Below are 12,721 nucleotides of genomic sequence, written 5' to 3' on the forward strand. Positions count from 1 at the left end.
CTACCGCGGCGCCTGCTCCCGGTCCTCGAGCACGTCCAGCCGCGCCCGCAGCGCCCGGATCTCCGCGAGCAGCTCGCCGTGGCGCTCCTCGGCGGGATCGCGCTGCGCCGCGTGGGCGACCGCCTCGGACGCGTCGCGGGCCCCGACCTGCTCGAGGAACCACGTCGCGATCGCCGCGGTCACGGTGCCGAGGATCGCGATGCCGGCGAGCATCAGGCCGCCCGCGACCAGGCGGCCCTCGACGGTCACCGGATAGAGGTCGCCGTAGCCGACGGTGGTGATCGTCGTGAGCACCCACCACAGGGCGTCCCCGAACGTCGTGATCGAGGCCTCGGGGGCGTCGCGCTCGGCCTCGAACACCCCGAGCGCGGCGACGACGCTGAGCAGCGACACCGAGACGATGAGGTAACTGCCGACGCGGCCGCGGAAGTCGTCGCGCAGGACCCGCCCGAGCGTCGAGATGGCGGCGACGAGGCGCAGCAGGCGCAGGAACCGGAAGAACGGCGCGGCCACGATCAGCAGGTCCAGCGGGTGCCGGACGATGAAGCGCAGCCGGCGGTTCGCCAGGACGATCCGGATCACGTAGTCGACGACGACCAGCGCCCACACGCCCCACAGGGCGACGTCGAGCCACCACCACGCGGCCTGGCCGGGGCGCGTGGCGAGCACCTGGACGGCGTAGATCGCGAGGTAGAGCACCGCGAGCCCGGTCAGCGGGTAGTCGGTGCGGCGCTCCCAGGCCTCCAGCCGAGGCTCGCCGTCGTCGTCCATGGCCACGGACAGTAGTGCGCGCCGGGCCGGGGCGGGAGCGGGCTCAGAGCGTCGGCAGCCAGTGACCGAGCCGGTCGAGGGCCTCGTGCACGTCGGCTGTGGCGCCGGCGAACGACAGCCGGATCCACGTGTGGCCGTCGACGGGGTCGAAGTCGATCCCCGGGGCCACCGCGACACCGGTCTCGGCGAGCATCCGCTGCCCGAAGGCGAGCGTGTCGTCGGTGAGGTGGGCGACGTCGGCGTACACGTAGAACGCGCCGTCGGCGGGCGCGAGCCGGGTGATGCCGAGACGCGGGAGTCCGTCGAGCAGCAGGCGGCGGTTGACCGCGTAGTGCTCGACGTGCGCGTCGGCCTCGGTGACCGAGGCGTCGGTGAACGCCGCGAGCGCCGCGTACTGCGCCGGGACCGGCGGGCAGACGGTGAAGTTGCCGGCGATGACGTCCACGGCGCGCCGGAGCCGCTCGGGCACCAGCAGCCAGCCGAGCCGCCAGCCGGTCATCGACCAGTACTTCGAGAACGACGTGACGACGAGCGCCTCGTGCGAGGTGCTCCAGGCGCTCGCGGTCGGCGGGGCGTCCCCGTACTCGATGCCGTGATAGATCTCGTCGCTGATCAGCTGGATGCCGCGCTCCTCGCAGTACCTCGCGAGGGCGGCCAGCTCGCCGGGCTCGATGACGCTGCCGGTGGGGTTCGCGGGGCTGGCGACCACGAGGCCCTTCGGCGTCGTGTCGAGGGCCTCGAGCATGGCGACCGTCGGCTGGAACCGCGTCTCCTCGCCGCAGGGCAGCTCGACGACGTCGCAACCGAGCGCCGCGAGGATGTTGCGGTAGCAGGGGTAGCCCGGGCGCGCGAGCACGACGGTGTCGCCCACGTCGAACGCGGCGAGGAACGCGAGCAGGAAGCCGCCGGAGCCGCCCGTGGTCGCGATGACGTCCTCGGCGCGCACGGTATCGTCGCCGTAGCGCCGGCGGTGGTGGGCGGCGATCGCCTCGCGCAGCTCGGGGGTCCCGAGCGAGCTCGTGTAGCCGAGGATCTGCTCGTCGAGCGCCCTCGCGGCGGCCGAGCGGACGTCGGCGGGCGCGGGGGTCGAGGGCTGGCCGGCCGAGAGGTTCACCAGGTCGCCGTGGGTGCGGGCCCGTTCGCCGGCGGCGGCCCAGACGTCCATCACGTGGAACGGGGGGACCGTCGCCCGCACGGCCGGGCCGAGGCGCGCCAGACTCGTCACCGCCCCACCCTAGGTGCGCCGCTCAGTAGCCGACGTAGGAGTCTCCGCGCGCCAGGGCCTCGACGCCCGGGACGGCCGACACCGACCCGTAGCGGTCCACGGCGTAGCGGACGCCGGCGATGATGTTGTCGACCGGGTCGGTGATCTCGTCGTGGCCGGGCAGCTTGTACGCCTCGAACGTCGGCCCGATCGTCTGCATCAGCCCCTGCGACGGCGTGCCCCTCTCGGCGTTCGCATCCCAGGTGTTGACCGCGTCGGGATCGCCGCCGGACTCGCGCTGGATGATCGTGGCGATCGCGGCCGGGTCCATCTTCTCGGGCGGGATCCCCGCGGCGGTGAGGATCGCGAGGGCCTCGCGGATCCAGTCGCCGACCCGGCCGGCTGGCGCCTGACCAACGGCGCTCCTCACGACCGTCGGCGTAGCGCCGGACGGCGGGGCGTCGAGGCCCTCGAGCGCCGCGAACGACGTGAGCCCGTCGGCGAGGTCGCGGATGCGGGCCGCCGACGCCGTCAGCTCGGCCTCCGCGCGCCGGACGGCGGTGCGCGCCGCCTCGGTGGGTCCGCGCACGGCGTCGCCCGCGAGCCGGTCGGCGAGGTCCGGCGGCGCGTCGGGCACGGTCGCCGCCTGTGCCCGGGCGCTCCCGGCCAGGGCGACGGCGCGCGCCACCTGCTGGTCGATCTCGCGGCGCAGGTCCTCGAGCACCACCCCGACCTGGTCGAGCACCGGGCCGGCCTCGACGAGCGCCGACCGGTCGCGCGCGCCGGCCGCCGCGAACGCGCGTGCCCAGTCGCCGAACGCCGTCGCCCCCGTGCCCCGCCAGCGGCCCTCGACCGCCGCCGCGCCGCGTCCCACCGCGCGCATCGACCCGTCGACGGCGTCACCGACCGCCACGATCTGCGCCGCGGACGCCCGCAACGCACCCGGATCGACCGTCCGGACCCGTCCCGCGATCGCCGCGAGCTCGGCGGCCGCGGGCTCCCCGGCGAGGGCGGCCTCGAGATCCCCGGACACGGCTCAGCCCCCGGCCGGCGCGAGCAGCTCGGTGTTCGCGCCCTCGGTCCCGCGGACGAGACGCACGGTCGCGTCGAGGGCCCGCGCGGCCTCGCGGAGCCGGGCGCCGGCGGCGTCGAGGTCGGCGACGAGCGCTCGCGTCAGGGCGGCCACGGCGTCGATCAGGGCGCGCGCGGCGTCCAGACCCCCGAGCTCCGGCGGTGGCGTCGCGGCCCACCGGTCGGCCAGCACCGGCATCCGTTCCGCCTCGCCCGCCACGACCGTGCGCGCCTCCTCGAGGGTGTCGGTGTCGTAGGCGATGTCGTCCACGGGGAGGACGGTAGGTCGCCGGGCGGGCGTCCGGGTGCGGTTCGGGAGAACTGGCCGGCTCAGTAGCCGACGTAGGAGTCGCCGCGGGCCACGGCCTCGACGCCCGGCACCTGCGACACCGATCCGTACCGGTCGATGGCGTAGCGGACCCCGGCGATGATGTTGTCGATCGGATCGGTGATCTCGCCGTGCCCGGGGAGCTTGTGCGCGTCGAACGTCGGCCCGATGGTCTGCATCAGCCCCTGCGACGGTGTGCCCTTGTCAGCGTTCGAGTCCCAGTCGTTGGTCGCCTCGGGGTCGCCGCCCGACTCGTGCTCGATGATCGTGGCGATGTCGTCGGGATCCATCTTGTCGAGGGGGACGCCCTCGGCCCGGAGCACGGCCATCGCCTCGCGGATCCAGTCCCCGACCTGACCCTGCGGCCCACCCGTCGGCGCCGCCCCGGCGTCGGTGGCGCTGCCGCTGCCGTCCTCCGACGTGCCGGTCACGGCCCCGTCCTCGCTCTCGGCGTCGGCGGTCTCAGCGTCGTCGGCGTCGTCCCTGTTCGCGCCGCCGCCCTCGTCCTCGGCGGCTGCCTCCGAGCCCGACCCCTCGTCGTCGCCGTTGTCCTCGCCCTCGTCATCGCTCTTCTCGTCCCCGCCCTCGGACGCCGAGTCGTCGGACCCGGAGCCGTCGGACCCGGAGCCGTCGGACCCGGAGCCGTCGGACGCGGGGGCCTCCGCGTCCGAGGTGTCCTCGAGGAAGTCGTCCCCGAGGTCGCTGGAGTCGCCGACACCGCCGGAACCCGAATCGTCCGCACCGGACGCTTCGGAATTCGAAGCATCCCCATCACCCGAGCCCGACGCCTCGGAATCCGGAGCCTCCTCCAGGAAGTCGTCCCCGAGGTCGCTGGAGTCGCCCACACCCCCAGAACCCGACTCCTCCACAGCGGACGCTTCGGAATTCGAAGCATCCTCGCCGTCGGCCTCACCACCCGAGCCCGACGCCTCGGAGTCCGGAGCGTCCTCGAGGAAGTCGTCCCCCAGGTTGCTCGAGTCGCCCACACCTCCAGAAGCCGAGCCGTCCGCCTCAGTTGCTTCGGAAACCGAAGCATCGCCACCACCTGAGCTCGACCCGTCTCCCAGGTCACTCGAGTCGCGCACACCCCCGGAACTCGACTCAGTCGACTCGGACACTTCGGAATCCGAAGCATCCCCACCACCCGAGCTCGACCCCTCGACCGAATCACTCGAGTCACCCGCACCCCCGGAACCCGAATCGGCCGCCCCCGACGCTCCGGACTCCGAGCACTCGGACGACTCCCCGCCGGAGGATCCGGACGCGTCGTCGGCCGAGGACGACTCGCTCACGGACGAGACGTCCGACGAGGCGCTACCCCCGTCGAGATCGATGCCCTGCGCGCCGCCGTCGCCGCCGAGGGAGGCGGGAACAGTGGCGAGCGACTCGCCGGCCGGGATCACCGGCCAGCCGAGCGGACCCCCGCCCTCGGCCGGGGCGATGGGGCGTGCGTCGGGGGCGGGCAGGCGGGAGAAGCCCACGACGTCGGCCGTCATCTCGCGGAGGGCCCGTGCCGCGTCGCCGAGGGCGGTCTCGGCGCGCTCGACGGCGGTGCGGGCGGCGGCGGTGGGCTCGGCCATGGCCTGGGCGGCGAGCTGGTCGGCCATCGGGGCGCGGGCCGGGTCGGCGAGGGCCTCGGTGCGGGCCCGGCGGGCGGCGTCGAGGGCACGGGAGACCTGGGTGTCGACCTCGCTGCGCAGTGCGGCGAGCTCCCGGCCGGTTTCGTCGATGCGCACGCGGATCCGCCCGGCCGCGTCGAGGGTCCGCGTTCCGGCGCGGCCGAAGTCGTCGAGGTACCCGGTGAGGGCCTCGGCGCCCCGCCCCTGCCAGGCGCCCTGCACCTCGTCACCGTGGCGGCGCACCGCGCGCACCGACCCGTCCACACTCTCGACCATGGACCCGAGTCGGCGGCCCATCCCGTGCAGCACCTCGGGGTCGACCTGCTGCACCCGGGCGACGAGCGCGCTGAGCTCCTGCCCCCCGGGCTGGGCGGCGAGCTCGCCGACGGCGTCGAAGGCCATCACGGACTCACGCGGCGGAGAGCGACGCGGCGGCGTCGCGGTCGTCGGCCTGGATCGCGGTGAGCGCCGCGTCGAGGGCCCGGTCGACCCCGTCGAGCCGCGACCCGGCGGCGGCGAGCTCGCCGTCCAGGACGCGCACGACCTCGTCGAGCGCGCCCAACATCGCCCCGGCGGAGGCGAGGTCACCGAGACCGGCGCGGGGGACGACGACCTGGTCGATCATCGCCGGCACCCGGCGCGCCTCGGCGGCGACGGCGGTGCGCGCCTGCTCGAGGGTCGCCGGGCCGAGGACGAGATCGGGCATGGCGGGATGGTAGGTCGGCGCGTGGCCCGGCCGGGGCCGTTTCGCGGAACCCGTGTCAGGCGCGGACAGGCATCGCGATGTGGCCGGCGGCCGCCTCGCGGGCGATGTCGGTGCGGTGGTGGCCACCGGGCAGGTGCACCGCCGCGAGGCGTTCGTAGGCGTCGCGGCGGGCGGCGTCGAGGTCCTCGCCCGTCCCGACCACCGACAGGACGCGGCCGCCGCTCGAGACCACGGCCCCGTCGTCGCGTCGGCGGGTCCCTGCATGCAGCACGCCCGGCCCGTCGGCGCCCTGCAGGACGTCGCCGGTCCGGACCGAACCCGGATATCCGGCGGCGGCCACGACGATCGTCACGGCGGCGCCGTCCGCCCAGGTCAGGGGCGGTTCGCCGGCCAGCTGGCCGGTGGCGGCGGCAGACAGGAGACGCGCCGTGGAGCTGCGCAGGAGGGCGAGGACGACCTGGGTCTCGGGGTCGCCGAAGCGGCAGTTGAACTCGATCACCTGCGGACCCGACGAGGTCAGCGCCAGCCCGGCGTAGAGAAGGCCGGAGAACGGGGTGCCGCGGGCGGCGAGCTCGGTGACGACGGGGGTGACGAGGCGCTCGACGATGTCGTCGACGAGGCCCGCGGGCGCCCAGGGCAGCGGGGCGTAGGCGCCCATGCCGCCGGTGTTCGGGCCGGCGTCGTCGTCACCGAGGCGCTTGAAGTCCTGCGCGGGCAGCAGCGGGACGGCCGTCGTGCCGTCGACCACGCAGAACAGCGAGGCCTCGGGCCCGTCGAGGAACGACTCGAGGAGCACGGGGTGCCCGCCCTCGAGGACGGCGGCGGCGTGGCGGCGCGCAGCGTCGAGGTCCTCGGTGACGAGGACGCCCTTGCCGGCCGCGAGCCCGTCGTCCTTGACCACGTACGGCGGGTCGAAGCGGGCGAGCGCGGCGTCGAGGTCGCCGGGGTTGTCGACCGCCTCGCTGCGCGCGGTGGGCACGCCGGCGGTGGTCATGACGTCCTTCGCGAACGCCTTCGAACCCTCGATGCGCGCCGCGGCGGCGCTCGGTCCGAAGCAGGGGATGCCGGCGTCGCGCAACGCGTCGCCGACGCCGGCGACGAGCGGGGCCTCGGGGCCGACGACGACGAGGTCGGCGCGCCACTCGCGGGCCAGGGCGACGACCTGCTCGCCGGAGGTGGGGTCGGCGAGTCCCGGGTGCTCGGCGAGCGCGGCCGTGCCGGCGTTGCCGGGGGCGGCGGCGAGGGCCGTCACCTCGGGGTCGCCGGCGAGGGCGAGGAGGAGGGCATGCTCGCGGGCTCCGGAGCCGATGACCAGGACGCGCACGGGCGCCACGCTACGGGTGCCCGGTGTGCGCCGACGATGTGGCTTTCCTGGCGTCCAGTGCCAGCGTGGACGCAGGGCTTGCACCCGCGGTGCACCAGCAGTTCACCGCCCCGTCGCGGGGCGAGGTGGCGGGGAGGGCGCGGGGCGGGCGAGGATGCGCAGCGATGTACACGCCGGGGTGGGTGCCGTCCGCGTTGTCCCGCCGGAGCGCACTGTGGGGAGGGCTCGCCGCGGCCGGGGCGCTGGCCGCCGGGTGCTCGAACACCCCCGTCGCCGGCCCCGCGCCGCCGCCGACCGGGACGCCCTCCCCGTCACCGATGCCGACGCCCGCCCCGCCGGTGCCGGCGCCGACGGGCCCGCCGCGGGTCATGGTCGTGGGGCACCGCGGCGCCTCCGGGTACCGGCCCGAGCACACGCTCGCGGCGTACGAGCTCGCGATCCGAATGGGTGCCGACGCCGTCGACGTCGACCTCGTGCCCACCCGCGACGGGGCGCTGGTCGCGCGCCACGAGCCCGAGATCGGCGGGACCACCGACGTCGCCGAGCGCCCCGAGTTCGCCTCACGCCGCACCACCAAGCAGATCGACGGGACCACCTACACCGGCTGGTTCACCACCGACTTCACGCTCGCCGAGCTGCGCACGCTGCGCGCGAAGGAGCGCATCCCGCAGACGCGCCCGCACAACACCCTTTACGACGGCCGGTTCCCGCTGGTGACGTTCGACGAGGTCCTCGACCTGCTCGACCGCCTCGCCGCCGAGCTGCGCCGCCCGGTCGGCGTGCTGCCCGAGGTCAAGCACTCCACCTACTTCGCGAGCCTCGGCCTGCCGGTGGAGCCCGGGCTGGTCGAGACCCTGCGCCGGCGGGGCCGCGACGGCGCGGACTCCGGGGTGATCATCCAGTCGTTCGAGACCGCCAACCTCCGGGCGCTGAAGACGCAGGTCGCCTGCCCGCTCCTGCAGCTCGTCGACGCCGCCGGCACCCGGCCCGCCGACCTCGTGGCCGCGGGCGACCCGCGCACCTCGGAGGCCCTGGTGACCCCGCAGGGCCTGCGGGAGGTCGCCGGCTACGCGACCTGGCTCGGCCCGACCAAGGAGCTGATCATCCCGCTCGGGCCGGACGACGCCTCGGGTGCGCCGACGACCCTGGTCCGCGACGCGCGCGCGGCGAACCTGCGGGTCATGCCCTACACGTTCCGCAACGAGAACGAGTTCCTCCCCGTGGGGCGGCGACGGGGCGGGCCAGCCGCGCCCGCGGACACCTACGGCGACGCGTTCGGCGAGTACCGGCAGTACGTCGCCCTGGGCGTCGACGCCGTCTTCAGCGACGACCCGGATACGGCGTTGGCAGCGATAACGCCCACCTGACTCCGCGCCGGCGGATCGAGCACGTGGCGCGACGACGGAGCGCCAGGTGCTGCACGCCTCGGCGCGACCTACGGCGCGAGCCGCCGGTCGATGTAGCACCAGCGCCACGTCTCGTTCGGCTCGTGCGAGCGCATGACGGCGTGGCCGGTGTCCTCGTGGTGCTTCGAGGCGTGCCGGTACGGGCTGGAGTCGCAGCAGGCGACGTGCCCGCAGTCCAGGCACTTCCGCAGGTGCGCCCACGCCGTGTAGCCGTCGGCCCGGCAGTCCGGGCAGATCAGCGTCTCGCCCTCGCTCGCCACGGCACTCGGAGCCGGGTCGGTGGCGATGCCCTCGGGACCGATGGTCAACAGGTGTTCGCAGGCTCCCACCCGGACGAGTCTACTGGCCGACGTCCCGCGGGCCCCAGGGTTCGCGACTTCCCGGAGCGCGACGGAGGAGCGCTCCGGGTCGTCGCTCGAACCCGTCAGCGGACAACCGTCTCGTCGCGTCCCGGACCGACGCCGATCGCCGAGACCGGCGCCCCGGAGAGCTGCTCGATCCGCTCGACGTAGTCGCGCGCCTTGGCCGGCAGGTCGGCGAAGGAGCGGCAGGCCGAGATGTCCTCGAACCAGCCCGGCATCGTCTCGTACACCGGCACCGCGGTGCTCACGTCGGCCTGGGTCATCGGCATCTCGTCGACCCGCTGCCCGTCGACCTCGTAGCCCACGCAGATCGGCACGTTCTCCAGGCCGGAGAGCACGTCGAGCTTGGTGAGGAACAGGTCGGTGATCCCGTTGACCCGCACCGCGTACCGGGCGATCACGGCGTCGAACCAGCCGCAGCGCCGGCTGCGGCCGGTGGTCACGCCGAACTCGCCGCCGGTCTTGCGCAGGTACTCGCCGTCGGCGTCGAAGAGCTCGGTCGGGAACGGGCCGGAGCCGACCCGGGTCGTGTAGGCCTTGAGGATCCCGATCACGCGGCCGATGCGCGTCGGCCCGATCCCCGAGCCCGCCGCGGCGCCGCCGGCCGTCGGGCTCGACGACGTCACGAACGGATAGGTCCCGTGGTCGACGTCGAGCAGCGTGCCCTGCGAGCCCTCGAGCAGCACGGTCTCGCCGCGCTCGAGGGCCTGGTGCAGCGCGAGGCGGGTGTCGGCGATGCGGTGGGCGAAGCCCTCGGCGTGGCCGAGCACGGTGTCGGCGACCTCGTCGACGTCGAGCGCGCGCCGGTTGTAGATCTTGACGAGGATCTGGTTCTTGAGCTCGAGCGCCGCCTCGACCTTCTCGCGCAGCAGCTTCTCGTCGAGCAGGTCCTGCATCCGCACGCCGACGCGCGCGACCTTGTCCTGGTAGGCCGGGCCGATGCCGCGTCCCGTGGTGCCGATCCGGGACTTGCCCAGGAAGCGTTCGGTGACCTTATCGATGGCCACGTGGTACGGCATGATCACGTGCGCGTCGGCGGAGATCAGCAGCTTGCCGGTGTCGACGCCTTTGCCCTCGAGCTCGGCGAGCTCCTCGAGCAGCACACCCGGGTCGACCACGACGCCGTTGCCGATCACGTTGGTGACACCCGGCGTCAGGATCCCCGACGGGATGAGGTGCAGCGCGAAGTTCTTGCCGTCGGGGAGGACGACGGTGTGCCCCGCGTTGTTGCCACCCTGGTAACGCACGACCCACTGGACCTGCTCACCGAGGATGTCGGTGGCCTTGCCCTTGCCCTCGTCACCCCACTGGGCGCCGATGAGGACGATGGCCGGCATGTCAAACTCCCTGGCGTCGACTCCGTTGGTCGCACGGGAGTGCGGGCCGCCCCGTGCAGCGAAAGGGTAGTCCACGCGTGTGCCGCGGCTCGTCCTCACGGGGTCCCTGGTGCGCGTGATGACCTGCGGGGACTCCGCCCGGGCCCGCTGGGCGCCCTGGCTGCCCGCGGACGGCACCCCGCGACACGACCTCCCCGACCTCCCGGCGCGCGCCGACGTCGACCCGGTGCTCGCGGACGTCCCGGCCGGCGGGCGCCTCGCGGTGGCGGGTGACGACGCGGCCCTCGCCGCCGTCCTCGTGCGCCTGCTGCGCCGCGAGCGCCTCGACGTCGCCGTCGCCGTGCTCCCCGCGCCCGACTCCGCCGCGGCCGGCGTCTGGGGCGTCCCCACCGACCCCTCGACTGCGGTCGCCCTCGCCCGCGACGGCGTCGCCCACCGGGCACCGCTGGTCCGCGACGACCACGGCGGACTCGTCGCCGGACGCCACGCGACCGGACCGTTCCACGGCGAGGTCTACTGCGACGAGCACCTCGTCGCGCGCGGCGACGCCGAGAGCCTGGTCGTCGTCCCGGACCCCGGGGGCGGCGTGACCGTGACCGTCACCGGCCCGCGCCGGCTCGCCGGGCTGCGCGCGGGGCAGGTCACGACGCTCTCGGGCCGGGCCGTGCAGCTCGGCTGCCGCCCGCCCGTGCCCGTGGTCCGCGACGGCGTCCACGGCGCCCGGCCCGTGGCCCGGCGTAGCTGGTACCGGCACACGCAGGACTGGCTGCTGGTCAGTCCTCGGGAGGGGTCAGCGGGACGGTGACGACGAGGACCTCGTCGAGCCCCTCGGACGCGTGCTCCACCCGGCGCCGCTCCGCGTCCACCGCCGCGGCCTCGCGGTCGAACGGGCCGAACGCGTCGGTCTCGCCGGTGACCGGATCGGCCACGAGCACGACCCAGGCCACGGGGCCGGAATCCGCGTGCCCGGGCTCGGCCGGTCCCGGGCCGCCGCTGCGCGACACGTCGACCACGACGCGAAACTACCCCCGGGGGGCGACGGACCCTGTGGGGACACGGCGCAGCGGGTGAGCGGCGGGGTTCCCCCGACCCGGGGGTAGCCCACCGATCGATCGACCGGTCGACTTCTCTGCGCGACCGGTCAACGACCGTCCGTGCACACTCATGCCGATCACGCATGGCTCCGGGAGGCCCGGGTACACAGCCTCCATGCTGGCGGTGGTCATCCTCGTTCCGATCGCGATCATGGTTCTGGCCTGTGTGCTCGAGCGGTTCGAGGCCCGGGCCGTGCCCACCGCCCGCGCCCCCCGCACCTCGCGCGCCGGCCTCCGCACCCCGGCCACCGCCCCCGCGGCGCCCCTGCAGCTGCTGCCCGGCGCGGCCGAGGACGGGGGGCAGCACGTGCTGCCCGAGCCGGCGGCGACGCCCCCGTCGCCCCTGCGCCGCGCCTCCTGAGCCCACCCGCCCCGGTCCCGCCGGCTCAGCCCTCGTCAGCACCCGGGCGCATCCGCGCCGTCGCCGCCACCGCGTCGTCCCGGTCCATGCCGGTCGCCCCCAGCAGGTCCACGAGCATCGAGCGCAGCTGCGCCAGCACGACCTCCGCCGAGTAGCCCCCGCCCCGCACCGGCACGAGCGCGGCGGTGTCGAGCAGGTCGCTGCGGGCCCCGTCGGTGGACTCGCCGGTGGTCAGCTCCTGACGCAGGACCGCCACGGCTTCGGCGAGCCGGCGCATCACCAGCACGAGATCGGGATCGGGCTCCTCGCCGTCGAGCACCGAGGCGTGCCCGCGCCGCGCGAGCACCCGGGCGTTGCGCAGCGCCAGGTCCACCGGCCGGATCGCCGTGCGCAGGCGCGCCAGCTCCCCGCGATGCCGGCGGCGCAGCGGGGCGATGGTCGTGATCTCGAAGCCGGCGTCCACGGCGTCGACCAGCGTGTCGACGCGCTTCTGGGTGGCCCGCGCCCGCTCCAGGACCGCCGCGGCGGCGTCGCCGTCCCGTGCGTCGAGGGCGTCGGCGGTGCCGACGAGCACCGCCTCGAGCTCCTCGAGCAGCTCGGTCAGGCCACGCCGCGCGCGGGTCAGGGGGTGTGACGGCAGCGTCGCCGCCATCGCCAGCCCGATGGCGGCCCCGATGAGCGTGTCGATCCAGCGGGAGAACGCCGCCGTGGTGCCCGGCGGCTGCAGGGTCGCCACCAGCACGGCCGACACCGCGGCCTGGTTGAGCAGCAGGGCACCGACGTCGAAGAGCAGTGCCGCGAGCAGCGCGAGGCCCACCACGACGCTGATCTGCCACCAGCCGGGGCCGATGAGCACGACGATGAGGTCGCCGACGGCCACGCCGACGCTGACCCCGACGGCGAGCTCCACCGAGCGCCGCAGCCGGTTGGTGACCCCGACGCCCAGGACGAGGACGCAGGCGATGGGCGCGAAGAACGGCACCGGGTGGCCGAACAGGTCGCGCGCGACGAGGTAGGCGAGGCCGGCCGCGAGCGCGCACTGCAGCACCGGGAGCCCGGAGTCGCGCAGCCGCCGCACCCGCGTGCCGGCGACCCGGCGCAGACGGTCGACAGCGGCCACGGCGCGACTCCGGGGACC

At 75.1% G+C, this 12,721-nt stretch carries 14 protein-coding genes; 3 read left to right on the forward strand and 11 right to left on the reverse strand.

Going from position 1 to position 12,721, the window contains the following annotated elements:
- The 7 genes from PH191_RS19275 to purD form a co-directional block, all read right to left on the reverse strand.
- Positions 1-771, reverse strand: a complete 771-nt coding sequence (locus PH191_RS19275; RefSeq protein ID WP_274196247.1) for a potassium channel family protein — start codon at positions 769-771, stop codon at positions 1-3.
- A gap of 43 nt (positions 772-814) precedes the next feature.
- Positions 815-1,936 (reverse strand): pyridoxal phosphate-dependent aminotransferase, encoded by a 1,122-nt coding sequence (locus tag PH191_RS19280; protein ID WP_420791831.1) that lies wholly within the window; start codon positions 1,934-1,936, stop codon positions 815-817.
- An 82-nt stretch (positions 1,937-2,018) separates the two neighbouring features.
- Positions 2,019-3,008, reverse strand: coding sequence for a transglycosylase SLT domain-containing protein (locus PH191_RS19285; protein ID WP_274196249.1), 990 nt, complete (start codon positions 3,006-3,008; stop codon positions 2,019-2,021).
- 3 nt (positions 3,009-3,011) lie between these two features.
- Positions 3,012-3,317, reverse strand: coding sequence for a hypothetical protein (locus PH191_RS19290; protein WP_274196250.1), 306 nt, complete (start codon positions 3,315-3,317; stop codon positions 3,012-3,014).
- A 59-nt stretch (positions 3,318-3,376) separates the two neighbouring features.
- Positions 3,377-5,395, reverse strand: a complete 2,019-nt coding sequence (locus tag PH191_RS19295; RefSeq protein ID WP_274196251.1) for a transglycosylase SLT domain-containing protein — start codon at positions 5,393-5,395, stop codon at positions 3,377-3,379.
- Between the two features lie 7 nt (positions 5,396-5,402).
- Entirely contained in the window at positions 5,403-5,699 is a 297-nt protein-coding gene (locus PH191_RS19300; protein ID WP_274196252.1) for a hypothetical protein, read from the reverse strand.
- A 55-nt stretch (positions 5,700-5,754) separates the two neighbouring features.
- Positions 5,755-7,023 carry a phosphoribosylamine--glycine ligase gene (gene purD / locus PH191_RS19305; protein ID WP_274196253.1) on the reverse strand — a complete coding sequence of 423 codons (1,269 nt, stop codon included), beginning with the start codon at positions 7,021-7,023 and terminating at the stop codon, positions 5,755-5,757.
- Positions 7,024-7,340: 317 nt separating this feature from the next.
- Here purD and PH191_RS19310 point away from each other — a divergent pair, with 317 nt between their 5' ends.
- Positions 7,341-8,390 (forward strand): glycerophosphodiester phosphodiesterase, encoded by a 1,050-nt coding sequence (locus PH191_RS19310; RefSeq protein WP_274196478.1) that lies wholly within the window; start codon positions 7,341-7,343, stop codon positions 8,388-8,390.
- A gap of 68 nt (positions 8,391-8,458) precedes the next feature.
- Here the strand turns inward: PH191_RS19310 and PH191_RS19315 are convergent, their stop codons facing one another.
- Positions 8,459-8,758, reverse strand: a complete 300-nt coding sequence (locus tag PH191_RS19315) for a UBP-type zinc finger domain-containing protein (protein WP_274196254.1) — start codon at positions 8,756-8,758, stop codon at positions 8,459-8,461.
- A 95-nt stretch (positions 8,759-8,853) separates the two neighbouring features.
- Positions 8,854-10,128, reverse strand: coding sequence for an adenylosuccinate synthase (locus PH191_RS19320; RefSeq protein ID WP_274196255.1), 1,275 nt, complete (start codon positions 10,126-10,128; stop codon positions 8,854-8,856).
- Between the two features lie 79 nt (positions 10,129-10,207).
- Between PH191_RS19320 and PH191_RS19325 the strand changes: the two genes are divergently transcribed.
- A complete protein-coding gene (locus tag PH191_RS19325; protein WP_274196256.1) occupies positions 10,208-10,933 on the forward strand; it encodes a hypothetical protein in 726 nt (241 codons plus the stop codon).
- Here PH191_RS19325 and PH191_RS19330 read toward each other — a convergent pair.
- Positions 10,902-11,141: a hypothetical protein gene (locus tag PH191_RS19330; RefSeq protein ID WP_274196257.1), complete on the reverse strand. Its 240-nt coding sequence runs from the start codon at positions 11,139-11,141 to the stop codon at positions 10,902-10,904. The genes PH191_RS19325 and PH191_RS19330 overlap by 32 nt on opposite strands.
- Before the next feature lie 196 nt (positions 11,142-11,337).
- Between PH191_RS19330 and PH191_RS19335 the strand changes: the two genes are divergently transcribed.
- A complete protein-coding gene (locus tag PH191_RS19335) occupies positions 11,338-11,583 on the forward strand; it encodes a hypothetical protein (protein ID WP_274196258.1) in 246 nt (81 codons plus the stop codon).
- A 25-nt stretch (positions 11,584-11,608) separates the two neighbouring features.
- Here the strand turns inward: PH191_RS19335 and PH191_RS19340 are convergent, their stop codons facing one another.
- Positions 11,609-12,703, reverse strand: coding sequence for an FUSC family protein (locus PH191_RS19340; protein WP_274196259.1), 1,095 nt, complete (start codon positions 12,701-12,703; stop codon positions 11,609-11,611).
- Positions 12,704-12,721 lie beyond the last annotated feature (18 nt).

This window comes from Actinomycetospora callitridis, from assembly GCF_028737265.1.
Classification (GTDB): Bacteria; Actinomycetota; Actinomycetes; order Mycobacteriales; family Pseudonocardiaceae; genus Actinomycetospora; species Actinomycetospora callitridis.

Coding starts and splice junctions, on each gene's coding strand:
- PH191_RS19300 (WP_274196252.1), bottom strand. CDS start 5,699: ATGCCCGATCTCGTCCTCGGCCCGGCGACCCTCGAGCAGGCGCGCACC.
- PH191_RS19310 (WP_274196478.1), top strand. CDS start 7,341: ATGCCGACGCCCGCCCCGCCGGTGCCGGCGCCGACGGGCCCGCCGCGG.
- PH191_RS19280 (WP_420791831.1), bottom strand. CDS start 1,936: ATGGACGTCTGGGCCGCCGCCGGCGAACGGGCCCGCACCCACGGCGAC.
- PH191_RS19275 (WP_274196247.1), bottom strand. CDS start 771: ATGGACGACGACGGCGAGCCTCGGCTGGAGGCCTGGGAGCGCCGCACC.
- PH191_RS19335 (WP_274196258.1), top strand. CDS start 11,338: ATGCTGGCGGTGGTCATCCTCGTTCCGATCGCGATCATGGTTCTGGCC.
- PH191_RS19295 (WP_274196251.1), bottom strand. CDS start 5,395: ATGGCCTTCGACGCCGTCGGCGAGCTCGCCGCCCAGCCCGGGGGGCAG.
- PH191_RS19320 (WP_274196255.1), bottom strand. CDS start 10,128: ATGCCGGCCATCGTCCTCATCGGCGCCCAGTGGGGTGACGAGGGCAAG.